Consider the following 23,532-nt stretch of genomic DNA (forward strand, 5'->3'; position numbering starts at 1 on the left):
GCCTCAGCTCGTCCACTTCCACTGTGCCGGGTGGAAGTTGGCGAGGGAGTCCTGGGAGAAGCCGCCGAGACCGTTCTTCATGACCGAGATCTGGTAGACGGGCTCCGGCAGCCAGATCACCGGCAGGTCCTTGGCGAGGGCCGCGCTGTAGTCCTGGATCGCCTGGTTCGAACTCGACGTCGTGGACGCGGAGATGAGCTTGTCCACCTCCGGGTTGGAGTAGTTGCCGAAGTTCGAGCCGCCCTTCGACTGGAACAGCGAGTCACCGGTCGGGAAGGCGTTGAAGTACCAGCTGCCCGCCGTACCGAAGAAGGACAGCTGCCACTTGCAGATCGACTGACCGGACGTGCACTGCGGGGTCTGCGACAGCACGGAGTTGACCGGCGCGGTCTTGATGGAGAACTTGATGCCGGTCTTGGCGAACGCCGACTGGATCGCGCTCATCATGTTGTCGGTGACCGTCGACCCGGACTGCGAGAGCACCTGCATCTCGAACTTGGTGCCCTTGGCGACGCCTTCACCGCACTTCGCGGGTTCCGTGCACGTCATGACCCCGCCCTGCTCACTCCAGCCGTGGTCGGTCAGCAGCTTCTGTGCCGTGGAGGTCGAGAACGGATACGGGTTGTCCTTCTGCACGGGCGACAGGAAGTCCGAGGCCTGCCCCTGCGGGATCGGCCCGTAGCCGGGCACCGCCGTCCCGTTGAGGACGACCTTCGCCAGACTGGCCTGGTCGATGGAGTGCTGGATGGCCTGCCGGGCGTACAGCTGCTTGAACACCGCGCCCATCGCCGGGTTGTTGAAGTTGTACGGCATGTAGGTGATGGCCCAGCCCGACCACGGCTTCACGGTGTAGCCCTGCCCGGTGAAGCTGTCCTTCTGGTCGAGGTCGGTCGCCTCGATGTAGCCGTAGTCGACACTGCCGGAGCGCAGTGCGTTCTTCTCGGCGTCCGCCGTGGTGAACGGCAGCAGGTTCACCGTCGGGATGCCCGGCTTCTCACCGCCGTCGTACTTCTTGTTGGCGGTGAGCACCACCTTGCCGGAGGTCGAGAAGGACTTGACGGCGTAGGGGCCGCTGATGGTCTTCCAGAGGGCGTCCTTCTGGTAACCGGCGATGTTCTTCGCGGCGTTGTTGAGGAACGTCCACACCTGCTTGGGGTCCCCGCCCTTGTCCCAGACGTGCTGGGGCAGCGGCGTGATGGAGTTCAGTTCGTTCGCCAGCATCCACTGGGGGTTGTACGCCTTGTCGAACGTGATGGTGAAGTGGCGGTCGTCCTCGGCCTTGAAGGACGTCCAGTTGTCCGGTGCCTTGCCCGGGTTGTAGCCCGCCCACTGGGCCTTGTTGGCCTTGATGAGGTCGTACCAGAACTCGACGTCACGCGAGGTGATCGGCTTGCCGTCGCTCCAGTGCCGGTCGCCCAGCGTGATCCGGACGCTCTTGTTGTCGGCGGCGAAGTCGGCGGCCGTGGCGACCGAACCCGCCTTGTTCCAGGCGATCTTCCCGGTCGAGCCGTCGTAGGCGATCAACGGCTCCCACAACGTGTTCGCGATGGAGATGTTGTTGGTGTTCAGGTGGGCCGCCGTACCGATCGGCAGGATCCAGTTCGGCGTGAAGTTCGCGGGCAGCGCGTAGTTGATCGAGTCGTGCGACGCCGACGACGTGCCGCTCGTCCCGGAACACGCGGTGAGCAGCAGCGTGCCCGCGCCGAGGGCGGCGCCGGCGAATCTCGTGCGGGCAGGGGACATGGTTCTCCTCGGGCAGCAACTCGGCAGCGGCAGAAGCGGGGGGCGCAGCCAGTGAACGCTCCGCGGGTACGAAGAAACAGACGTGCCGCTGTAAAAAGCCTGTTACTGCCGTTCTGAAAAAAGCCGGGAGGGGCCTCAACTGGCCTACGCTCGGGGCCTCCACCGCCGAAGACGGAAGTAACGTCCTCCATGCCTGAAAAAAGCCCGCCGCGCCGGAAGAACGCGTCCGGCCTCTCCTCGCTGACCGAGTCGGTCCTGGAACTCCTCGCCTCCGGGCAGGCGACGACCCGTACGGAACTGGCCGCGCTGCTCGGCGCGGCCCCGTCGACCGTCTCGTTCGCGGTCGGCCAGTTGCTGGCCCACGGACTGGTCGCGGAGGAGGGCACGCTGTCCTCCACCGGCGGGCGCCCGCGCAAGGTGCTGCGGCTCGGCGGCAGCGACGGATACGCCGTGGCGGCCGACATCGGCGGCAAACACGCCCACGTGGGAGTCGTGCGCCCGGGCGGCGGGCTCACCGACGTCTCCACCGTGTCGTTCCCCACCGCCGACGGACCCGAGGCCGCGCTGCCCGGACTGGTCGGCACCCTGGAGGGACTCGTCGAACGGCACGGCCGACAGCTGCTGCGGGGCGTCGGCCTGTGCCTGCCCGGACCGGTCGACGTCGACTCCGGCCTGGTGACGCTGCCGGCCCGGATGCCCGGCTGGAACAGGTTCCCCGTACGGGACTGGCTGGAGGAGCGGTTCAGGGCACCGGTGGCCATCGAGAACGACGCCAACTGCATGGCCGTCGGCGAACACAGCGTCCGGCCCGCCGGGCAACGCCAGTCGATCATGGTGAAGGCCGGCTCCGGGATCGGCGCCGGCGTCATCGCCGACGGCCGGCTCTACCGGGGCGGCACCGGCGCCGCCGGCGAGATCACCCACGCCCGCGTCGAGGCCGCCCAGGACACGCCCTGTTCCTGCGGCAACACGGGCTGCCTGGAGACCGTGGCCTCCGGCGCCGCCCTCGTCCGTATCCTGCGCGAGCGGGGCCGGGCCGTGACGTCCACCGAGGACGTCGTGCGGCTCGCCTCCGACGCCGACCCCGAGGCGACCCGCGCGGTCCGCGAGGCCGGCCGCTACCTCGGCCGGGTGCTCGCCGCGAACGTCAACTTCTTCAACCCCGACGCGGTGTACCTCGGCGGCATCCTCTCCACGCTGGAACCGTTCGTCGCCGCAGTCCGCAGCCAGCTGTACGAGGGCTGCCATCCCCTGGTCACCGAGCACCTGGTCATCGAACGGGCCGTCCTCGGCGCCGACGCGGGTCTGGTCGGCGCGGGCCAGTTCGCCCTGCAGCGCGCGCTGGCCCAGGCGCTGCGCGCGGTCACCGGCCATCCGTCCTGAGTCCCGCTGAATCTCGCCGAGTCGCGCTGAGTTACGTCAAGCCCCGCCAAGTTCGCTGAGTCCCGTCAAGTGCCGTCGAGTTCGTCGAGTCCCGGAGGAACCATGTCCCGCCCCGTCATCGCGATCGCCGGACTCGGCATCGAGTCCTCGACCTTCTCCCCGGCCCGCACCGAGGCCCCCGCATTCCACCCGCGGCGCGGGGCCGACGTCCTCACGCGCTACCCGTTCCTCGCCCCGGGGCAGCCCCTGCGGGCCGCCGCCGACTGGCGGGGCGCCCTCGTCGGCAAGGCACTGCCCGGCGGCACGGTGACGGGACCCGCGTACGCCGAACTCGCCGCCGAACTCCTCAACAGACTCAGCGAGTCGGGGCCGCTCGACGGCCTCTGGTACGACATCCACGGCGCGATGACCGTCGAGGACCTGGACGACGCGGAGGCCGAACTCCTGCACCGTATCCGCGACGTGGTCGGCCCGGACGTCCTGGTGTCGACCTCCATGGACCTGCACGGCAACGTCTCCCGCGAACTCGTCCACCAGAGCGACCTGATCACCTGTTACCGCATGGCCCCGCACGAGGACGCCATGGAGACCAAGGAACGGGCCGCCCGCAACCTCGTCGACCTCCTGGTGAGCGGCGCCCCGCGCCCGGTGAAGGCCTGGGTCCCGGTGCCGGTGCTGCTGGCCGGCGAGCAGACCTCCACCCGGATCGAACCGGCGAAGAGCGTGTACGCGGCCGTCGAGGAGGTGGAGGCCGCCGACGGCGTGACGGACGCGGCGATCTGGGTCGGGTACGCCTGGGCGGACGAACCGCGCAACCGGGCGGCGGTCGTCGTCACCGGCCCCGACCCGGACGCCGTGTCCGCGGGCGCCGAGCGGCTGGCCCGCGGCTTCTGGGAGGCCCGCCACGACTTCCGGTTCGTCGCGCCCACCGGCACCCTCGACGAGTGCCTGGACGCGGCGCTGGCCTCCCCGGCCCGCCCGTACTTCATCAGCGACACCGGCGACAACCCGACCGCGGGCGGCGCCGGAGACGTCACCTGGGGCCTGCGGCAGGTCCTGGACCGGCCGGAGTTCAAGGACCCGTCCGGTCCCGTCGTCCTCTACGCCTCCCTGCCGGGACCGGCCGCCGTCGAGACCGCCGTACGAGCCGGAGTGGGTGCGACCGTCACCGTCACCGCGGGCGCCGAGGTCGACGACCGGCACGCGGGCCCGCTCACCCTCACCGGAGTCGTCCACGCGATCCGGCACGGCGACCGGGACGCCGAGGTCGAGGTGGTGCTGCGGGTGGGCGGCGTGCACGTGGTCCTCACCCGGCTGCGCAAGCCGTACCACCACGAACACGACTTCACCGACCTGGAGTTGGACCCCCGGGCGGCCGACCTCGTCATCGTCAAGATCGGCTACCTGGAACCCGAGCTGTTCGCCATGGCCGCCGACTGGAAGATGGCGCTCACCCCCGGCGGCGTCGACCAGGACCTGACCCGTCTCGGCCACCGCCGCGTCCGCAGGCCCCTGTTCCCCTTCGACCCGGCGATGCCCGACCCGGACCTCACCGCCCGGATCGTCGCACCCTCGGCCGAGCCGCTCACGGGACCGGACGAGTGAGCTGATCCGAGCTGTCGCCCTCGTCCGCCTCCGCGATCACCCGGTCCATCAGGGCGATCAGCACGTCCCGGCAGGAGCGGCGGTCCCGGGCGTCGCACAGCAGCACCGGGACGTGCTCCGGCAGTGCCAGCGCGTCCCGGACGTCCTCCGGCGGGTACGGATGCCGTCCGTGGAAGCCGTTGACGCCCACGACGAACGGGACGCCCCGCCGCTCGAAGAAGTCGACGGCGGCGAAACTCGACTCCGGCCTGCGGACGTCGATCAGCACCACCGCGCCCAGCGCGCCGACGGCCAGGTCGTTCCACATGAACCAGAACCGCTGCTGCCCGGGCGTGCCGAAGAGGTAGAGCACCAGGTCGTCGCTGATGGTGATCCGGCCGAAGTCCAGGGCCACGGTGGTGGCACGTTTCTCCTCGATGCCCTCCAGGTCGTCGATGCCAAGGCCCGCGGAGGTCAACGACTCCTCGGTGCGCAGCGGGGCGATCTCGCTGACCGACCCGACCATGGTGGTCTTGCCGACGCCGAAACCCCCGGCGATCAGGATCTTGACGGTGTCGGGTGCCGCCGGGGCGGCGGCGTCAGAGCCGGTCAAGACCATCCCTCACTTTCTGCAGCAGGTCCATGTGCGGGGCGCGGGGCGAGACGGGATGCGGCGGACGGGCGGTGATCAGACCGGCCTCCAGCAGATCGCAGAGCATGATGACGATCACGCTCACCGGAAGGTCCAGCAGCGCGGCCAGTTCCGCCACCGCCACCGGCCGTGCGCACCGGCGCAGGATCCGCGTCTGCTCGGGCTGCGGGCGCGGGGCCCGCTCCGGTGGCGGATCCACCGCCGTCACCGTCGTGATGAGGGTGAAGTCGGCGCGGCTCGGCCGGGTCCGGCCACCGGTCAGGGCGAAGGGCCGTACCAGCCGGCCCGCCGCGTCGCTTCCGTTCACCTCACTCGCCGGTGGCGGCCGTCGGCCCCACATGGGCCCTCGGTGCCGCGCTCAGGTGCTCGCCGATCTTCTTCACGAGCATGTTCATCTGATACGCCACCACACCCACGTCGGCGCCCGGCCCGGTCAGCACGACCAGGTGGGCGCCGGGTCCGGCGGAGGTCAGGATCAGGAAGCTGTTGGCCATCTCGATGAGTGCCTGGCGCACCGGACCGCCCCTGAAGTCCATGCTGACGCCCTTGCTGAGGCTCATCAGCCCGGAGGCGGTCGCGGCCAGCCGTTCGGCGTCGTCCCGTATGAAACCGGTGGACCGGCTGACGACCAGTCCGTCCTCGGAGAGCACCACGGCGTGGTTCACGTCGGCGACCCGGTCCACGAGACCGGTGAGCAACTGGTCCAGCTGAGTGTCCGTGGCGGGGGTGGGGCGTGTCATGGCGGTGTCCTTCATGAGCGGTCGGCGTGCGGAGTCGGGATGACGGCTGGGTCAGAGGGGAAGGCGTCCTGCGGGGCTGAGTCCTCCTTGCCGTACGGGGGCAGGGTGTCGTTGTCGTGCGGTGCCGGGGAGTCCTTGTCGTCGTACGGCGTCGGTGTGTCCGTCGTGTCTTTGTCGTCGTACGGGGCCGGTGTGTCCGACGCGTCCTTGTCGTCGTACGGGGCCGGTCCGTCACTGTCCGGGGCCGGTTCGTCCTCGTCCCGGGCCCGGAGGGTGCCGGCCTGGAAGCCGGCGAGCGAGGAGGCCGCGTGCTCGGCGGTGAAGTCGTCGGCGTCCTGCTCGACGGCCGGTGCCTCCTCGCGGAGCTCGGCGACCAGGCTGGTCTGCGGGACCCGGCGGGGCAGCGGGGTGAGGCCGTCGGAGCGAGGGGTGGGAGCGGGGGCGGCGGTGGCGGGTGTCCGGGGGGCGGGCGCGAGCCGGTGGGCGTGGAGGGTGAGCGAGTGCTCCGGGTCCTCGACGGAATCCGACTCCTTCCCCGACTCCGGGTCCTTCCCCGACTCCGGTGCCGCCCCGGAGGCCGTGTCCTTCGGGGACGTCATGGCCGCCGCCTCCGGCACCACCACCTCGTGCGGGATCAGCACGATCGCCGTGGTGCCGCCGTACGGCGAGGAGCGCAGGGTGACCGCGATGCCGTGCCGCCGCGCGAGCCGGGAGATCACGAACATGCCGAGCCGCAGGTCGTCGGCGAGCGCCACCACGTCGAACTGCGGCGGGTCGGCCAACTGGGCGTTGAGCGAGGCGTAGTCCTCCTCGGACAGGCCGAGCCCCCGGTCCTCGACCTCGACGGCCAGACCCTTGGCCACCATCGCGGTCCGCACCCCGACGGCACTCGGCGCGGGGGAGTAGGCGGTGGCGTTGTCGATCAGTTCGGCCAGCAGATGGATCACGTCCGCCACCGCGGGCGGTGCCAGGTACACCTCCTCGTCGGTGTGCACCTCCACCCGCTGGTACTGGGCGACCTCGCCGATCGCGCTGCGCAGGATGTCGATCAGCGCGACGGGTTCGGTCCAGCTGCGCCGCGGCTGCCCACCGCTGATGATGACGAGGTTCTCCTCGTAGCGGCGCAACTGGCTGGCCGTGGAGTCCAGTTCGTACAGACCCTTGAGGACGTCGGGGTCCTGGTGCTCGCGCTCCAGCGCGTCGAGCTGGCTGAGCTGGAGGTTCACCAGGTTCTGGCTCTGCCGGGCGATACCGAGGATCACCTTCTGGAAACCGCGCCGGGTGTCGGCCAGTTCCACGGTGGTCACCACGGCCGTACGCTGGGCGGTGTTGAACGCCTGGGCGACCTGGCCGAGTTCGTCGAAGCCGTAGTCCAGCGGGGGCGCCGCCAGGTCCACGTCGACCTTCTCGCCCCGCTCCAGCCGCCGTACCACGTCCGGCAGCCGCTCCTCGGCCAGTCCCAGGGTGGCCTCCCGCAGGCCGCGCAGCCGCCGGGACAGGGAACGGGTGATCCGCCAGGACATGCCCACGCACAGCAGCAGCGCCACGAGTCCGCCGGCGCTCAGTGAGGCGGCCGTCAGCAGCAGCCGGTCGGCCTTGTCGGCGCTGCGGCCGAGCAGCCCGGAGGTCTGCTGGCGGATCAGGTCGCCGTACCGGTCGGAGACCGTCTTCAGCGCGGCGGCCCACTGCTGTTGTGCCCCGGGCAGGGCGACCCGGCGGGTGTCGCCGGACGCCTGGGCGGCGAGCACCCGGTCCTCGATGCTCTGCACGGTCTGCCACTGGGGGCTCTGCAGGATCCGCTCGGTCTGTGTCTTGGTGCTGCCGCGCAGTGCGGGCACGATCTGGTCCTGCACGATCCAGCGCCGGGTGCTGACCATGTGGCCGAAGTCCGTCCACGCCTTCTGGTCGAGATACCCGGATGGCCAGGCGAGGGTGAGCCGGGCGTCCTCCTGGGAGACCAGCTCCGCCGCGTGCTCCAGGGCGACCAGCGGACCGGCCTGCGAGGTGAGGTCGCCGTCGTCGACCTGGGAGAGCTCCTGGAAGGCGTGGATCTGGTCGTCGATGATCGAGGTGTACTGGTCCAGTGCCTGCTCGGCGGTGATGTCGGTGGGGTCGTCCACCTGGCCGCGGTAGTACTCCAGGCTGCCGACCGACCCGACGACCGAGTACATCCGGTCGGCCACGCGGGCGGGGGCCTTCTGGATCGCCTCGGACCGGCCGACGAGCTTCGCGACCGCCTTGTCCGTCTCCCGGCGTGCCTGGTCCAGGGCGGCCCGGGAGCCGTGCCGCCCGGCCAGCCAGGCGGCTGACAGCCCGCGTTCCCGCTGGAGCGCGAGTGTGGCCTCGGTGCCCATGGCGCCGGTCGACCGGCTCAGCTCCGTCTGCGAGCGCAGCCGGAGGCCCTCCGAGAACATCTGCGTCGTCGTGACACCCCACAGGGCGGCGAGGGTGACGCTCGGCACCAGGGCCAGGAGGATGAGGGAGAGCCGTATGGAGCCGAGGCGGCGCCGGGAACCTGTCCGTCTAGCCATGGTCTTCCTTGGGCGATCAGCGGGGAGCGGGGGAGCGGGGGAGCGGGGGAGCGGGAGAGGGAACAAGCGGGGCGAGCGGCTCGGAGCGGTCGGGGCGGGGCGGTCGGGTCGGTCGGGGCGGTCGAGTCGGTCGGGGGTGGAGGTCCGGCGTCGGCGGCCGGCCGGTCAGCGGGTTCCGGCGGCGGCGAACCGGGCGACCGCGGCGACGTTCGTCTTCGTGACGAACGCGGGCCCGGTGAGCACGGGAGCCACCCCGCCGCCGCTGAAGTTGCCGTTGGTCCGGTACAGCCACAGCGCGTCCACGGCGAGGTAACCCTGCAGATACGGCTGCTGGTCCACCGCGAACTGCACCTCCCCGTCCCGGACGGCCTTGACCATGTCCTTGTCGAGGTCGAAGGTGGCCACCTTGGCCTTGCTGCCCGCCGCCTTCACCGCCTTGACCGCGGTGACGGCGAACTGGGCGCCCAGCGTCACGACTTCGTCGATCGTGGGGTCCTGCTGCAGCTGGGCCGTGACGGCGGCGTCCACGCCGTTCAGGTCGGTGCCCTCGACGTAGAGCATCTCGGTCTGCCCGGCGAACGTCTTCTTCACGCCGGCGCAGCGCGCCTCCAGGGCGACGTTGCCCCGTTCGTGGATCACGCACAGGGCGTGCCTGGCCTTGAGGGCGTCCAGTTTGTCGCCGACGGCCCGTCCCGCGAGGCTCTCGTCCTGGCCGACGTACTCCAGCAGCCCCTGCGAACGCCAGGCGTCGATACCGGAGTTGAGACCGACCACGGGGATGCCGGCTGCCTTCGCCTCGGCGACCGGGGCTTTCATCGCCTGCGGCTTGGCCAGCGTCACCGCGATGCCGTCGACCTTGTCACCGATCGCGTCCCGCACCAGCTGGGCCTGCTTGGCCGGGTCGGAGTCGTTCGCGTACCTCAGCGCGACACCGTCCTTGGCGGCCGCCGCGCGGGCTCCCTGCCGCACTTGGTCCCAGAAGGCGTCCCCCTGTCCGCCGTGGGTGATCAGGGCGACCCTGATCCGGCCGGTGGCCGCGCTCCCCGCCGCGTCGGCGTCCGAGCCCGCGTCGAGCCGGGCGTCGCCGGATCCGGAGCAGCCGGCGAGGAGCAGGCAGAGCGCGGCGGTCAGGGCGGCGGCGCGGACGTGTCCGGAGGAGGCCTGAGGTGGAGGAGGAGTGTTCATGGAGCGGGCACCTCGCTGTGCGGCCGAGCAAGCGGAACGCGAACGTGCGGTCCAAGCGCGGACGGTGCGCCGACCGGTTGAACCTTCATTGGCTTGGAGCCAACCGTGTGTGACCGCCGGTAGTCAAGTGATCGGCTGCTCGCGCTGAGTTGTCGGTGCCGCATTGTGATGATCTTTCCGGCGGCGGTGGCAACCCGCCCCCGCCAGTCCCTTACCGCTGACAGCCACCCCTCCCCGCATCACGGCTTGCGCGCCACCGCCCCGTACATCGCGATGTCCTCGTCCCGAACCACCTCGGTGCCCGTGCCGTCCGGATGCCACTTGTGGACCTGGACGATGCCCGGCTCGACGAGTTCCAGTCCCGTGAAGAACTCCTCGGCCTCGGTGAAGGTGCGCAACCGCATCGGCATGCCCCGGGCCGCGTACTCGCGGGCCACCCGGCCCACCTCGTCCGGCGCGAACTCGGCCGTACCGATGGACATAGCCAGGTAGCTGCCGGACGGCAGCGGGTCGAGGAGCCGGCGCACGATGCCGACGGCGTCGTCCTCGTCCATCATGAAGTGCACGATCGCGATCACGGTCAGGGCGACCGGCCGCGTCGGATCGAGCGTCGCCCGTAGCTCCGGGGCGTCCAGGATGCCCGCCGGGTCGCGCATGTCCGCTTCGATGTACGCCGTGCGCCCCTGCGGCGAGCTGTTCAGCAACTCCTGCGAGAGGGCGAGGACGAGCGGGTCGTTGTCGACGTACACCACCCGGGACTCCGGGGCCACCGCCTGGGCGATCTCGTGGATGTTGGGGGACGTCGGGATGCCGGTGCCGATGTCGAGGAACTGGCGTATCCCCGCCTCCGCGGCCAGATGGCGCACCGCGCGGTGCATGAAGTCCCGGTTGGCCCGCATGTGGACGGGCAGCGCGGGCCACTCCCGGCACATGGCGTCGCCCGCCTCGCGGTCCGCCGGACAGTGGTCCTTGCCGCCGATGATGTAGTCGTAGATCCGCGCGGAGTGCGCGCTCGTGGTGTCGATGTCTCGCTCCATGCCCCTCCCCTCCCATGGGCACGTCGCCGCTAATCCCGGCGGGCGTTTCCGGCCACCTACACTGGACCGGCCCCACGGCTTTCCCAGGGACGCGGCGTGCGCGACTTCTCGCCCAGGGACCGGCGGACAGGAGGACGGGTAACCATGACGGCGGCCGGCCACGGCTTCGACGACCCCTCCGACGACGTGCTCACGCAGGCGGCCGCGGCCTTCGGGCTGCTCGCCTCGCCCGCCCGGCTGCACATCGTGTGGGCGCTCGCCCAGGGTGAGAGCGATGTGAGCGGGCTCGCGGAGCGGGTCGGCGGTGCGCTGCCCGCGGTCAGCCAGCACCTGACCAAGCTGAAGCTGGCCGGCCTGGTCCGCTCCCGCCGCGAGGGCCGCCGCCAGGTGTACTTCGTCGACGACCCGGACGTCGTCGACGTGGTACGGCTCATGGTCGGCCGGCTCTCCGACCGCGCCGCCCCGGCCCGCCGCCTGCGCGGCCTGTGACCAGGCCGCCTCCATGCTCTCCGAGCCCGCCGCCGGGGGCACCTCCCTGCAGGCGCTGCGACGACTGGACACCGGCCCGCGCGGGCTGACCGACGCCGAGGCCCAGAACCGGCTCGTCGAGTTCGGCGAGAACACGCTCCCCGGACTCCGTACGACCTCCTGGCCCCGCCGGTTCCTGCGCAGCGGGCGCGACCCGTTCACCGCCGTGCTGCTCTGCCTCGGTCTGGTCTCGGCGGCCGTCGCCTCCTGGGGCACCGCCGCGGTGATCCTCGCGCTGGTCGGGGTCAGCTGCATGCTGCGGGCGAGCGGGGAGCACCGCGCCGACCGCTCCATGGCCGCGCTGCGCGCCCTGGTCTCCGGTACGGCGACGGTCCTGCGCCGCGGGACGGACAACTCGTCCGGTCCCTCGGCGCGGGAGACACCGGTCGCCGAACTGGTCCCGGGCGATGTGGTGCGGCTCGGTCCGGGTGACCTGGTCCCCGCGGACGTACGACTGCTGCGGGCCCGGGGGCTGACCGTGCACCAGGCGGCACTGACCGGGGAGTCCGCACCGGTGGCGAAGGCCGCGAGTGACGGACCTCCGAGGAGCGGACCCCTGCGGGACGGACCCGTCGGGCACGAATCCTCGGGCGACGACGACGACAACAGCAACGACGACGACGGCGGCGGGCCCTTCGCGGCGCCGCACCTGTGCTTCCAGGGCAGCGGGGTCGTCGCCGGCAGTGCCACCGCCGTCGTCCTCGCCACGGGAGCGCGGACCCGGCTGGCCGCCGCGCACGGCGGGGCGGTGGAGCGGCGGTCGGCGAGCGCCTTCGACCGGTCCGTGCTCGGCATCTCCCGGGTACTGATCCGGTTCATGCTGCTGACCCCGCCGCTCGTCCTGATGGCCAACGCGGCCCTGCGCGGCCGGGGCCTGGAGACGCTGCCGTTCGCCGTGGCGGTGGCCGTCGGGCTCACCCCCGAGATGCTGCCGGTGATCGTCACGACCTGCCTGGCGCGCGGGGCCTCGCTCCTCGCCCGCACCCACGGCGTGATCGTCAAACGGCTGCCCGCGCTGCACGACCTGGGCGCGGTCGACGTGCTGTGCGTCGACAAGACCGGCACCCTCACCCAGGACCGGCCGGTCGTCGACAGGTCCCTCGACCCGGTCGGCCGGGACGACCCCGACGTGCTGCGCTGGGCCGCCGTCAACGCCTGGTGGACCCTCCAGCTGGCCGAACTGCCCGCCCCGGACGCCCTCGACGAGGCCCTGCTGGACGCGGCCGGCCCGGTCGGCGAGGAGGAGGACGGCGTGGCCGCCGTGCCCTTCGACCCGCAGCGCCGGCTGGCCGGCGCGGTCGTCCAGGGCCGCCTCGGCACGCACACGCTCGTCGTCAAGGGCGCCGTGGACGACGTACTGGAACGCTGTGCGCTCGACCCCGCCGAGCGGGACCGGCTGCGCGCACTGGCCGCACACCAGGCGGGGGCCGGGCTGCGGCTGCTGGCCGTGGCCACGGCCGACCGCCCGGCCCGCGTCCACGCCTACCCGGCCGCCGACGAACGCGGCCTGACCTTCCGCGGCTTCGTCACCTTCCGGGACGCCCTCGCCCCGACCGCCCCCGAGTCCCTGCGCCGCCTCACCGACCTCGGCATCACGCTCACGGTCCTCACCGGCGACCACCCCGCCACAGCGACCCGCGCCTGCCGGGACCTGGGACTGGACGTGGGGGAGGTGCGGGTCGCGGGGGAGCGGGAGGCGGAGGAGTCCGGTGTCGGCGGCGCGGGCGGTCGTACTGGCGTTGTCGTCGGCGGCCGTGCGGCTGCCGCGGCCGGCGCCGGCCGGGATCTGCGGCTGGATGTCGGGGCGGTGCGGGTCGCGGGGGAGCGTGGGGCGGAGGAGTCCGGTTCCGGTGGGGTGGGCGGTCGTATCACCGTCGTCGCCCGCTGCACCCCCGCCGACAAGGCCCGTTTCGTCGCCGGGTTGCGGGCCGCCGGGCACACCGTCGGGTTTCTCGGGGACGGCGTCAACGACGTGCCCGCACTGCGTGCCGCGGACGTCGGGATCGCGCCCCGGGGGGCCGTGGACGCGGCCCGGGAGGCCGCCGACGTCGTGCTGGCCGACAAAGGGCTCGCGGCGATCGGGCACGCGGTCACCGCCGGGCGGCACAGCAGCGCCAACATCGCCTCGTATCTGCGCGTCACGCTCTCCTCCAACCTCGGCAACGTCCTCGCGATGCTCGCCGCCGGGCTGCTGCTGCCCTTCCTGCCGATGCTCCCGGCCCAGGTCCTCGTCCAGAACCTGTGCTTCGACACGGCGCAGCTCGCCTTCGCCCACGACCGTCCCGGCGCTGCGGCGCTGCGTCGCCCCGCCGTGCTGCGGCCACGCGCCTTCCTGCGGTTCATCACCGGCTTCGGCACGCTGAACGCGGTCGCCGACCTCGCCACCTTCGCCGTCCTCGCGCTCGCCCTGCGGGGACCCGACGCGCTGGACGACCGTACGGTGTTCCACTCCGCCTGGTTCACCGAGAACCTGCTCACCCAGGCCCTGGTGATGCTGCTCCTGCGCACCGGGCGGGGCCTGGCCGAGGGGCGCGGCCGGAGCCCGGTCGGGTGGGCGGCGGCCCTGCTCGCCGTGGCCGGACTGCTGCTGCCGCCGAGCCCGCTGGGCGCCTCGCTCGGCATGACCGCCCTGCCGCCGGCCTGGTACCTGCTGCTCGCCGCCGTCCTCGGCCTGTACGCCCTCGCGCTGCGCGCCGCCCGGGCCCGGCTCGACCGGGATCAGCCGTAGCTCAGGTCCGAGCAGGGGTCGTCGTCCGCCGACCGGGCACCGTCGGCGACCTCCGAGGGCACGGCCGCCGGGGCCGGCGAGGGGCCGGCGCCCGGCGAGTCGGCGTACGACCGGCCGAGGACGACGCTGATGCCGGAGCGGGTCACGGGCTCGATCCCCGCCCCCGGGAAGGCGCGGGCGACGGTGTGTGCCTGGGACGCGAACCCGGGGCCGTACTCGATCAGCGTCGTGGTGTGGTCCTGGGCGGACGCCGTCGCCGTACCGATGACCGTGAAGCCGTCGGCGGTCAGCGCGGCGGCGGCCCGCGCGGCCAGGCCGGTGACGGTGGTGCCGTTGTAGACCGTGACGTCGATGCCGGCACCGGAGACGGGCGCGGGGGAGGGGGAGGAGGCGGAGGAGGGGGCGGCACTCGGGCTCCTGCGCGCCTTGGCGCCCGCGTTCCGACCGTCGATCGTCCGGTCCGCCCGGAGCGCCGCGAACAGCGCGTCGGCGTCCGGCTGGACGATCGCCACCCGTGAACCCTCGTACCGCCAGGGCAGCGTGACGAACTTGGTGTTGTGCAGGTCGATGTCCTTCAGCGACATCGCGAAGGAGATGAGCTTGTCGGCGGAGCCGAGGCCGGGGTCGACGGTCAGCGAGCTGGTGGCCGCGTCGGCGAGAGGCAGCAGCTTGGTCACGGTCAGGCCCCTGCTCTTCACCTCCTTCAACAGGCTGGCCACAAAGGCCTGCTGGCGCTTGATACGGCCTATGTCGGAACCGTCGCCGATGCCGTGCCGGATGCGGACGTAGTCCAGCGCCCGCTGCCCGGCGACGGTCTGCTCGCCCTTCTTGAACAGCAGCCTGCCCGGGGTCGTGCGGTGCGGGTCGAGATCGTTCTCGTACACGTCCTGGGGCAGGCACACCTTGACCCCGCCCACCACCTCCGTCAGCCGGGCGAAGCCCTTGAAGTCGACGACGACGGTGTGGTCGACCCGCAGCCCCGTGAGCTGCTCGACCGTGTTCTGGGTGCAGGCGGGGTTGCCCTCGGCCGTCTGGCCGAGCGAGTAGGCCGCGTTGAACATGGTGTCGGTCTGCTCCCTCGTCCAGGTGCCGTCGGGCAACTTGCACGAGGGGATGGTGACCAGGGTGTCGCGGGGTATGGAGACGGCCAGCGCGTGCCGGTGGTCGGCGTATATGTGCAGCAGGAACGTCGTGTCCGAGCGGCCTATGTCGTCCTTGTTGCCGCCGCCCAGCGCCGCGTTGCCGTCGGTGCGTGCGTCGGAGCCGATGACCAGCACGTTCTCGCCCTTGGACGTGCCGGCGCGGGGCCGGTCGTCGGACAGGCCGCCCGCGTCGAACGTGGAGATGTTGCCGTTCAGCCGCAGATACAGCCAGGTCGCCCCCGACGCGACGAGCACCAGCAGGGCCAGCAGGACCGTGAGCGCGAGCCGGGTCCGACGGCCGCGTCGGCGCCCACGCCCGCGCTCCCGCTGCCCGGCGGGCCCCTTTCGCGGCGGTGCTGCTCGGCGATGGCTGGTCACGGTCATCGACGCCCTCTTGCTCTCACCCGTTGTTCTCACCTGTGGGTTGTACAGTTGCGCAATGTAGCAACCATTAGGCAAGGGAAAGTGAGGGGGCTGCCATGCTCCGCAACGGACTGGAACCGTGGCACCTGCTGATCGTGGCGATCGTGCTCATCGTGCTGTTCGGCTCGAAGAAACTGCCGGACACGGCCCGGTCCCTCGGCAGGTCGATGCGCATCCTCAAGAGCGAGGCGAAGGCGTTGAAGGACGAGAACGCGACGACGGACGTGGAGGGTGGCGTGACCTCGGGTGCGGGAGGCGGCGCGGTGGCGGACGCGGCAACCGGCGCGACGTCGGGCGCCACCCATGGGGAGCCGCCCGCTGCAGCGCGATGAGACCGGCCCGGTCCGCCCGATTCGCTCACCGGGCGGCCGGGCCGGGGTCAGTGGGCCGGCACTCCGCGGGCCCGGAGGTCAGGCCCGGAGGTCCGGCGGGCCCGGAGGCCATAGGCGGGCCGGGGGTCAGGCGGGTTCCACGGCCTGCGGCTGACCGGTCTGCGTCTCCTCGCGAAGCGTCCCTTCCCGAGGAGGGGTCTCCTGATCGAGTCGCGGCGTCTCCGCGGTCCGCGCCGTGCCGCGCACCTCTCGCACTTCTCGCGCTTCTCCCGCTTCTCGTGCCGCCTTCCGCCGCTGCCGTCGCCTCACCCGCGGCTCCTGGTCGGGCAGCCAGCCGAAGGCGAGGCAGCTGCCCACCATGCCCAGCAGCAGGCCGACGAAGAAGCCGCCCAGGTTCGAGGTGACCCAGGTACCCAGGGACAGCAGGACGCCGGTGATCGAGTAGAAGAGGCGCTGGGCGGGGTTGAAGATCGTCAGCAGCCCGAGCAGCACCATCAGACCGGGCAGGAGGAAGCCGGCCAGGCCCTGCACGCCGATGTGCATGACGACCTTGAGTGAGACCTTCTCGGTGAGCAGAACCTCCGCCCCGCCCAGCGTGAGCAGCAGCCCGCCCCAGAACGGACGCCGAGCCCGCCAGCGCTGGAAACCGGACCGCGGGCCCAGGCCCGGCCGCCCCGGCATCAGCAGGCCTTTTCGCTGAAGCCGAGCTTCAGGCCGGGCAGCTTGAACGTCCCCGCGGTGGTCGCGTAGTTGGTCTGCCGCAGCTTGGCGATCCGCACGCCGTCCGACTGCTGGCTGAACACGCCGATCGGGCCATGCACGCCGCCCTTGTCGAGGGTGCTGGCGTCGTTGCCGATCTCGATGTTGTTGAAGTCGGCGTCGCCCGACAGTTCGGTCGAGTCGGTGGTCAGGTCGCTCGCCTGGACCTTCTCCTGGCCGCTGCCAGCCTTGATGACCAGGTTGATGCCGCCCAGGTCCACGCTCTGGCAGAGATCGGCGAGGGTGGCGTTCTTGATGACGGAGGTGACGACCAGCACCTCACCGCCGGTGTCGCCCGCGTTCGGGCTGTCCTTGGCCATCTTGTCGAGGCCGCCGAACTGCTCGAATCCGGTGCCCTTGAGTTCGGTGGCGGTGACCGTGAAGGGCATGCCGGAGATGGCGAACTGCACGCCCAGCGCTCCCTCGGCGGTCAGGATCGCGAGTCCCGCGGCGACCGCGACGGCCGGCACCGCCATGATCGCGGCCCGGCGCGCCCGTACCCGTCCGCGTCTCACCGGGTCGGCGGGGGTGTCGGACAGGTCGGTGGTGGAACCGCTTTCCGGGTTCTCGGGTGTGTTGCCGGCGGACGAGGTGACGTCCGAGGACGAGGCCATGTGCTGCTCCCATGGGCATGAGTGATGCGGTTGGGCTTCAGATTCAGTGGCACGGTGTCCTGGCGCGGACATCGAACGGTGCGCACGCCCCCTCGCACCTCCCGGTGGATGCAAGGGCTTACTGGTTTACGCATCGGTAGGCGTCGAGGAAGTTACCGGTGGTTACATTCGAGGGTCAAGCAAGTTGTGCGAAAAGAGTGTTGATTGTGTGTCGCCTGTGGTCCGGTCGCCGTGCCGGATCCCCGGGCGTACGTTCACCGCGCGTCACGCGTCAGAAAGTCCCCCGTCGCACTGCCAACTGCCGTACGACACCTTGACGTTGACAGGCGCGCAGGTCTAGAACTCTCCCTGGCTTCCCTGATCCGTGGCGCCGGATCCAGCCGCTTCCCGGACGCTTTGTCCACTACGGGGTCCAGTACGGGCGTGTCACCGCCCGAGTTCGCCCCTTCACGGCACCCGCGCGGTCGCTTCCCCCCAGAGGCCGTTCCGGGGCCGCCCTCCCGTCCGGTCCGGCCGGAGGCCCTCCCCCATGGGGTCCCGGCCGGCCACCGGTGGAGCTCCGGCCGGTCACCGGTCGGCCGTCGTCGCCGGTCCGTCACGTACGGAGAAGGCGTCATGGGCCGGCGACGGCGGACACCGAAACGCGGAACACCCGCCCCCCACCACAGAAACGAGGCACCCGCATGCGTACTCGAACCCTCCTCGCCCTCACCGGAGCCGTCGCCGCCCTCACCCTCCCGGCGATCGCCCCCGCGTCGGCGGCCGACACCCCGGTCCTGACCACCGGCGGTCTCGGCGGCACGCCCGTCGCCGTCGGCGACGTTCTCACCGCGCCGCTGGCCACCGGCACCACCGCGACCCTCTACTCCAGCGCGACCGGGACCAGCGGCATCTCCTGCACGTCCTCGCAGTTCACCGCCACCGTCACCGACAACCCGGCCGCGCCCGGCACGGCCGGTGAGTCGCTGGGCGCGCACACCTTCGCCAGCGGCAGTTGCAGCGCCAACGTCGTCGGAGTGCTCGGCGTCACCAGCATCACGGTCAACAACCTGCCGTACACGACCGCCGTGAGCTCCGACGGCACCGTCACGGTCACGGCGCCCGGCGGTTCCGCCGTCCAGACCACGGTCGTACTGCGCACCCTGCTCGGCAGCATCAACTGCGTCTACCAGACGCCCGCCCTGACCGGAAAGGCCGACAACGCCGACAACAGCATCACCTTCACCAACCAGCAGTTCACCAAGACGTCCGGCTCGTCCCTGTGCTTCGCCAACGGCTACTTCACCGCGAAGTACGCCCCGGTGACGGACGGCGGAGCGCCGGTCTTCGTCAACTAGCCGGCCAGACCGTCCGACGGTCGGTCGGACGGACGGTCAACCGGCGCCCTCGCGCCCGGCCTTCAGCGTCGGCGCATGCGCAGCGCCAGGGCGGCGCCCCCGGTGAGCAGCAGCACCGCGGCGGCGCCGCCCGCCACGGTCGGCGCGGAGGGGTCGGAGTCCGGGTCGGCTGCGGAGGCCACCGGGGTGCTTTCGGCGGCGGCGCCGGCCTCGGCGGGGCTGCCGGACGGGACGGCGTTCGGTGCGGATCCGGCCGGCGCCGGGCTCTCCTCGGCGGGGTTCGCACGCTGACCGGTCTGACTGTTCTCAGGGTTCTGACCGGTCTGACCGGACGACGTACCGGTGTTGCCCGCGCCCGTGCCGCCGCCCGCGGCCGGACCGGTCCCCTGGGCCCCGGCCCCGCCACTCTTCGCCGCCGGGAACACCACGTCCGAGCACGAGTAGTACGTGTCCGGCGTGCTGCTGTTCTGCCAGATCGTGTACAGCACGTGCCGTCCCGTCCGGTCGGACGGCAGGGTCGCGCTGATCCGGTACGCCCCGTCCGTCAGCGCCGGGTCCGTCACCTCCGCGAACGGCTTCTCCGGAAGGTCGGACCAGGTCAGCGGCTTCGCCGGGTCGTAGCCGGGCTTGGTGAGATAGAGCCGGAAGGTGCCGGTGTGCGGGATCGTGGAGACGTACCGCATGGTCAGCGCCGCGCCCGGCGTCATCCGCGTGGACGGCCAGTCGGCGCGGGGGAGGTCGAGGCCCTTGTAGGCGGGCAGGCCGCCGCTGCACAGCTCTCCGTCCGGGATGGTCTGCCGGTCCCGCCCGTTCACGTTCGCGACGCGCAGGTTGTCCCAGGCTGTGAACGGCGCCCCGTTCGCCGCGACGGCCGCGCGGCAGGCGGCGGTGCCGTTCTGGTCGCCGTCGGGGGAGCAGCCGTAGACCCGGCTGGCCGGATCCGTGGGGGCGCCGTGTGCCGCGGCGGGTACCGCCGCCCACACGCCCAGCAGGAGGGAGCTCATGACGGAGACCGCCAGAGCGGCGGTGCGGTGTGCGGTGGTCCGGGGCATCCGGAACGTCTCCTCGGGCGGAACGGAACGGCCTGGCTTCCGTGGGGTCCACGGTCTGCTCTCGTCCAGTACGGGAAAACAGCGGGGCCCGTTCACGGATCCCCCTGCCGAACAAGGGGCCCTTCACGGCTCCCCCCCCCGGCCGAGCGGGGGTCCGTTAAGGGGGTCCCGCGGCCGGGCAGCGCGGACCGTACGCCCGTGAGTGCCGCGCGCAGGCTGCCGGGAGCGTCGAATTCCCCGACCGGCGTGTGGTTTCCGGGGCCCGGGACGGGGCGCGGTGCGGAGCGCGGACGAGCGGACGGGCCCGGCCGGTACCGGACAGGCGCTCGGTCACTGGTCACCGGTCACCGGTCACCGGCCACCGGCCGCCCGACGGTGCCGATGGCCCCGGTCGCGAGGATCACGGTACGGGGACCGCGGACAGGACCCGCAGACCGCGGTCGGCCCTGCTGTCCAGGCCGAGCAGCAGACCCGGCACCGCGATGCTGGGCAGGATGTGGGACCACAGGACGGAGATCCGGTGCGCGAGGTCCGTCCGGTCGGTCAGCGCCCGGGACATCAACTGAATGCCGGCGAAGCCCCCCACCAGCAGCTCCACGGTGTCCCGAGGCCGCACGGTGGACAGCAACTCGCCCTGGCCCCGCGCCTGTTCCATGAGCACGGTGAGCCGCTCCGCCCACTGCAGGAACGGTCCGGAGTGGTCGACCCCGGGGGGCGTCGCCTGGTCCACCGTCAGCCGCACGCTGCCCCGCAGCAGTGAGTCGGTCCGCAGCCGCTGCGCCACCACGAACGTCATGTCGATGATCTCCTGCAGCTTGCAGGGCTGTTCCGGGACCGCGCCGAACGGCACCTGCTCGTCCAGCACCGCCTGGGCCAGGGACTCCTTGGAGGGGAAGTGGAAGTAGAGGGCGCCCTTGGTGACATCTGCCCGCTCCAGCACCATGGAGATGGTGGTGGAGGCGTAGCCGTGCTCGTCGAAGACCGCGCCCGCCGCTTCCAGGATCGCTCTGCGCGTCCTGATGGCGCGCTCCTGTTGTGCCATGAGAGCCCCTCCAATGCGCCGTGTCGGCTGTTCCCCGGGGCCGTTCGACCCCGGTGCTTCACCCCGGGTGCCCGATCGCCCCGATCATAGGGGCCGCCGACTGATCTCATGGAAAACGAACCTTCGGCTCGTACCTCTGACGCTCACCGGAGTGGACACCTCAGCTGTCTGTACATGGCCCTTCGAGGACCGCGTGAGCGGCCTGAGTCAACCGCGGCAACGTGGCCGGACCCCGGGCCATGACGGCGACCGCTCCCCGGCCACTGGTGCACCGCGCGGCGATCGCGCTGCCCGCCGCCACCGTCGGCCGTGCGCTGCCCGCCACCGTCGGCCGTGTGCTGCTCGAGGACGTGGTCCTCGCCCCGGCGGCCGGGCCGAACCCCTGGCAGCCGCCATTAGATACCGCACATCCTGTTTTCTTTGATCACCTCTCGATGGCGGTACCCGGCATGTTGCTGGAAGCCGTCCGCCGGGCCGTCCGGGCGTACACCGGCGGAACTGGTTCGCCGGACTCGTTGCGCATCGCCTTCACCGGTACGCCGAACTGGCCGAACCCGTAAGGGACGTGGCCGCGCGGACGGATCCGGTAGCGAGTACAAGTCGTCGGCAGCCATGGAGGTTCGCTGGTCTTCGTCTGCATGTCGGTACCCGGGGAAGGTGAGTTATCGTGTACGGCGAGCAGAAAAAAACGGCATGACCCGTTCTTTCCCGCAGGAGTCCCGTCAATGCCGAGGCAGTTACGCGCCGAGCAGACCCGCTCGACGATCATCAAGGCCGCCGCCGACCTGTTCGACCGGCACGGTTACGAGTCCACCAGCCTGAGCGACATCGTCGAGCACGCCCAAGTCACCAAGGGCGCCCTCTACTTCCACTTCGCCGCCAAGGACGACCTGGCCCACGCGATCATGGAGCTGCAGTCCCGTGCCTCGCGCCGGCTGGCGAGAGACGCGGACGGCCGGGGCTACTCCTCGCTCGAGGCGTTGGTGCGCATCACCTTCGGCATAGCGCGGATGTCCGTCGATGATCCCGTTCCCCGGGCCGGCCTGCGCCTGGCCACCGGGGGAGTGGAGGTGCGCCCGCCGCTTCGGCATCCCTTCACGGAGTGGCTGGAGCTCTCCTCCCGTAAACTCCTCGGCGCCGTCAAGGAGTCCGACCTCCACCCGGACACCGACATCGACGCCGTCGCCCACTCCCTCGTCTGCTTCTTCGTCGGCACCCGGGTCGTCAGCCGCTCCCTCGAACCCGTGGCCCGCCAGCCACGCCGACTGGCCGAGATGTGGCACCTGATGATCCGAGGCATGGTCCCGGTACCCCGCCGAGCGCGGTATCTGACGCTGGTCACGCAGTTGGAGCAGGAGATCAGGGCGGTCTGACGACGGGACGGCGAGCCCCCGGTCGGCCGGCGGCGGGAGCTCGGTTCCGTGTGACGCGTCCGGCGAGCGCGAGTGTCACGGAGCGCTGGGCGCCGGGACCCGCGCGCTACCGTGAGGCGCATGCCCGACAACCCGCCGCCCGTTCAGCCCGCTCAGCCCGTTCGGCCCGTTCCGCTCGCGCCCGTGATCCTCAGCGACGAACCCGGCTCGTTCCCGTACAGCGTGCTCGCCGAGCGGCACCCCGCGATCGTCCGGCAGGTGCGGGAGTCCTTCCCGTACGGCCCCGAGCAGCACGAAGCCCTCGACGCGCTCCTCGCGAGCTGTACCAAGGGCGTCATCGAGCCGCTCCCGGCCGACGCGCACGACATGGGCCGCTGGTCGGCGTGGGGGATGGACGCGTACACCGGCCGTTCCTGGTTCGACGTGCCGTGGCTGTGGTCCGAGAGCCACTTCTACCGCCGGCTCCTGGACGCCGTCGGCTACTTCGGCCCCGGCCCCTGGCAGGGCATCGACCCGTTCCGTCCCTCCAAGCTCGCCGAACTCGACGCCCGGGAGACGGACGAGGAGCTGGCCGCCCTCGACGAGCTCACCGGCCGCCCGGTGGAGGAACAGGCCACGGCCCTGCTGCACGGCTCCCTGTGGGGCAACCGGGCAGACCTCGGGTTTCGCCTCTCGGACGCCGAAGCCGAGGACCGGGCCGCCGTCCCCGGCCTGGTCGCCGACGACAGCGACACCCTCTGGACGCTGCTCGGCGGCACCGGGACCGGCGTCCTCTGCCTGATCGCCGACAACGCCGGCCGCGAACTCATCCCCGACCTGCTGCTCATCGCCCACCTCCTCGCGCACGGACGGATCGAGCGGGCCGTTCTGCAGGTGAAGCCGTACCCGTACTACGTCTCCGACGCCACCACCGCCGACGTGGTCGACGCGGTGCGCAGGCTCACGCGGGCGTCGGGCGAGGCCGCCGCGTACGGGCACCGGCTGTGGGCCGCGATGGCCGACGGCCGCCTCACGGTGCGCGCGCACCCCTTCTCCTGTGCCCCGCTGCCGTACGCGGACATGCCCGACGATCTTCGCGACGAACTCGCCTCGGCCGACCTGACCATCATGAAGGGCGACCTCAACTACCGCCGTCTGGTGGGCGATCGTCGCTGGCCCCCGACCACACCCTTCGCCGAGGTCACCGCCCACTTCCCGGGCCCGGTCGCCGCCCTGCGCACCCTGAAGTCCGAGGTGATCACCGGCCTGGACGCGGACACGGAGGCCGCGCTGGTCGCCGCCGAGGGGCAGCGCTGGCGCACCGGCGGCACGCATGCGCTGATCCAGGTCAGGTCCTAGGTTGTTTCG

21 protein-coding genes are annotated in these 23,532 nt (G+C 71.7%); 9 read left to right on the forward strand and 12 right to left on the reverse strand.

What is annotated here, in order from left to right; all coding sequences use genetic code 11:
• Positions 1-3 precede the first annotated feature (3 nt).
• Positions 4-1,743 carry a peptide ABC transporter substrate-binding protein gene (locus tag ACIBK3_RS11515; RefSeq protein ID WP_399364361.1) on the reverse strand — a complete coding sequence of 580 codons (1,740 nt, stop codon included), beginning with the start codon at positions 1,741-1,743 and terminating at the stop codon, positions 4-6.
• Between the two features lie 189 nt (positions 1,744-1,932).
• Between ACIBK3_RS11515 and ACIBK3_RS11520 the strand changes: the two genes are divergently transcribed.
• Together ACIBK3_RS11520 and ACIBK3_RS11525 are read left to right on the forward strand one after the other, a co-directional pair.
• Positions 1,933-3,126: an ROK family protein gene (locus ACIBK3_RS11520; RefSeq protein ID WP_399364363.1), complete on the forward strand. Its 1,194-nt coding sequence runs from the start codon at positions 1,933-1,935 to the stop codon at positions 3,124-3,126.
• A gap of 102 nt (positions 3,127-3,228) precedes the next feature.
• Positions 3,229-4,731, forward strand: coding sequence for a M81 family metallopeptidase (locus tag ACIBK3_RS11525; RefSeq protein ID WP_399364365.1), 1,503 nt, complete (start codon positions 3,229-3,231; stop codon positions 4,729-4,731).
• Here ACIBK3_RS11525 and ACIBK3_RS11530 read toward each other — a convergent pair.
• From ACIBK3_RS11530 to ACIBK3_RS11555, 6 genes are all read right to left on the reverse strand, one after another.
• Positions 4,712-5,323 carry a GTP-binding protein gene (locus tag ACIBK3_RS11530; protein WP_399364367.1) on the reverse strand — a complete coding sequence of 204 codons (612 nt, stop codon included), beginning with the start codon at positions 5,321-5,323 and terminating at the stop codon, positions 4,712-4,714. The genes ACIBK3_RS11525 and ACIBK3_RS11530 overlap by 20 nt on opposite strands.
• On the reverse strand, positions 5,310-5,669 hold the full coding sequence (locus tag ACIBK3_RS11535) for a DUF742 domain-containing protein (protein WP_399364369.1): 360 nt from the start codon (positions 5,667-5,669) through the stop codon (positions 5,310-5,312). Before ACIBK3_RS11535 ends, ACIBK3_RS11530 begins: the two co-directional genes overlap by 14 nt.
• Position 5,670: 1 nt before the next feature.
• Positions 5,671-6,102, reverse strand: a complete 432-nt coding sequence (locus ACIBK3_RS11540; RefSeq protein WP_399364370.1) for a roadblock/LC7 domain-containing protein — start codon at positions 6,100-6,102, stop codon at positions 5,671-5,673.
• An 11-nt stretch (positions 6,103-6,113) separates the two neighbouring features.
• The gene (locus tag ACIBK3_RS11545; RefSeq protein WP_399364372.1) at positions 6,114-8,633 is read right to left on the reverse strand and encodes a nitrate- and nitrite sensing domain-containing protein; all 2,520 of its coding nucleotides are present in this window, start codon (positions 8,631-8,633) and stop codon (positions 6,114-6,116) included.
• 165 nt (positions 8,634-8,798) lie between these two features.
• A complete protein-coding gene (locus ACIBK3_RS11550; protein ID WP_399364374.1) occupies positions 8,799-9,818 on the reverse strand; it encodes a sugar ABC transporter substrate-binding protein in 1,020 nt (339 codons plus the stop codon).
• A 239-nt stretch (positions 9,819-10,057) separates the two neighbouring features.
• On the reverse strand, positions 10,058-10,855 hold the full coding sequence (locus ACIBK3_RS11555) for an SAM-dependent methyltransferase (RefSeq protein ID WP_399364375.1): 798 nt from the start codon (positions 10,853-10,855) through the stop codon (positions 10,058-10,060).
• A gap of 144 nt (positions 10,856-10,999) precedes the next feature.
• Here ACIBK3_RS11555 and ACIBK3_RS11560 point away from each other — a divergent pair, with 144 nt between their 5' ends.
• On the forward strand, positions 11,000-11,344 hold the full coding sequence (locus ACIBK3_RS11560; protein WP_030681461.1) for a metalloregulator ArsR/SmtB family transcription factor: 345 nt from the start codon (positions 11,000-11,002) through the stop codon (positions 11,342-11,344).
• Between the two features lie 13 nt (positions 11,345-11,357).
• Positions 11,358-14,111: an HAD-IC family P-type ATPase gene (locus ACIBK3_RS11565; protein ID WP_399364378.1), complete on the forward strand. Its 2,754-nt coding sequence runs from the start codon at positions 11,358-11,360 to the stop codon at positions 14,109-14,111.
• On the opposite strand, the gene ACIBK3_RS11570 is transcribed toward ACIBK3_RS11565, so the two are convergent.
• Positions 14,102-15,637 carry an LCP family protein gene (locus ACIBK3_RS11570; protein WP_399364380.1) on the reverse strand — a complete coding sequence of 512 codons (1,536 nt, stop codon included), beginning with the start codon at positions 15,635-15,637 and terminating at the stop codon, positions 14,102-14,104. The genes ACIBK3_RS11565 and ACIBK3_RS11570 overlap by 10 nt on opposite strands.
• 95 nt (positions 15,638-15,732) lie before the next feature.
• Here ACIBK3_RS11570 and tatA point away from each other — a divergent pair, with 95 nt between their 5' ends.
• On the forward strand, positions 15,733-16,008 hold the full coding sequence (gene tatA / locus ACIBK3_RS11575; RefSeq protein WP_399364382.1) for a Sec-independent protein translocase subunit TatA: 276 nt from the start codon (positions 15,733-15,735) through the stop codon (positions 16,006-16,008).
• Positions 16,009-16,134: 126 nt separating this feature from the next.
• On the opposite strand, the gene ACIBK3_RS11580 is transcribed toward tatA, so the two are convergent.
• Positions 16,135-16,689 (reverse strand): DUF6114 domain-containing protein, encoded by a 555-nt coding sequence (locus ACIBK3_RS11580; RefSeq protein WP_399364384.1) that lies wholly within the window; start codon positions 16,687-16,689, stop codon positions 16,135-16,137.
• The gene (locus ACIBK3_RS11585; RefSeq protein WP_399364386.1) at positions 16,689-17,381 is read right to left on the reverse strand and encodes a DUF6230 family protein; all 693 of its coding nucleotides are present in this window, start codon (positions 17,379-17,381) and stop codon (positions 16,689-16,691) included. The genes ACIBK3_RS11580 and ACIBK3_RS11585 overlap by 1 nt, the downstream gene beginning before the upstream one ends.
• 683 nt (positions 17,382-18,064) lie before the next feature.
• On the opposite strand from ACIBK3_RS11585, the gene ACIBK3_RS11590 reads away from it, so the two are divergent.
• A complete protein-coding gene (locus tag ACIBK3_RS11590) occupies positions 18,065-18,718 on the forward strand; it encodes a Tat pathway signal sequence domain protein (RefSeq protein ID WP_399364388.1) in 654 nt (217 codons plus the stop codon).
• Between the two features lie 62 nt (positions 18,719-18,780).
• On the opposite strand, the gene ACIBK3_RS11595 is transcribed toward ACIBK3_RS11590, so the two are convergent.
• Positions 18,781-19,770 (reverse strand): lytic polysaccharide monooxygenase, encoded by a 990-nt coding sequence (locus tag ACIBK3_RS11595; protein ID WP_399364390.1) that lies wholly within the window; start codon positions 19,768-19,770, stop codon positions 18,781-18,783.
• Positions 19,771-20,170: 400 nt separating this feature from the next.
• Entirely contained in the window at positions 20,171-20,812 is a 642-nt protein-coding gene (locus ACIBK3_RS11600) for a ScbR family autoregulator-binding transcription factor (RefSeq protein WP_399364392.1), read from the reverse strand.
• Positions 20,813-21,051: 239 nt separating this feature from the next.
• Here ACIBK3_RS11600 and ACIBK3_RS11605 point away from each other — a divergent pair, with 239 nt between their 5' ends.
• The 3 genes from ACIBK3_RS11605 to ACIBK3_RS11615 all read left to right on the forward strand — a co-directional run bounded on the left by ACIBK3_RS11605 (position 21,052) and on the right by ACIBK3_RS11615 (position 23,523).
• On the forward strand, positions 21,052-21,372 hold the full coding sequence (locus ACIBK3_RS11605) for a hypothetical protein (protein WP_399364394.1): 321 nt from the start codon (positions 21,052-21,054) through the stop codon (positions 21,370-21,372).
• Between the two features lie 165 nt (positions 21,373-21,537).
• A complete protein-coding gene (locus ACIBK3_RS11610; protein ID WP_399364396.1) occupies positions 21,538-22,185 on the forward strand; it encodes a ScbR family autoregulator-binding transcription factor in 648 nt (215 codons plus the stop codon).
• Positions 22,186-22,305: 120 nt separating this feature from the next.
• Positions 22,306-23,523 carry a damage-control phosphatase ARMT1 family protein gene (locus tag ACIBK3_RS11615; protein ID WP_399364398.1) on the forward strand — a complete coding sequence of 406 codons (1,218 nt, stop codon included), beginning with the start codon at positions 22,306-22,308 and terminating at the stop codon, positions 23,521-23,523.
• Positions 23,524-23,532: the final 9 nt, after the last annotated feature.

This window comes from Streptomyces sp. NPDC050287, from assembly GCF_044459385.1.
GTDB lineage: Bacteria > Actinomycetota > Actinomycetes > Streptomycetales > Streptomycetaceae > Streptomyces.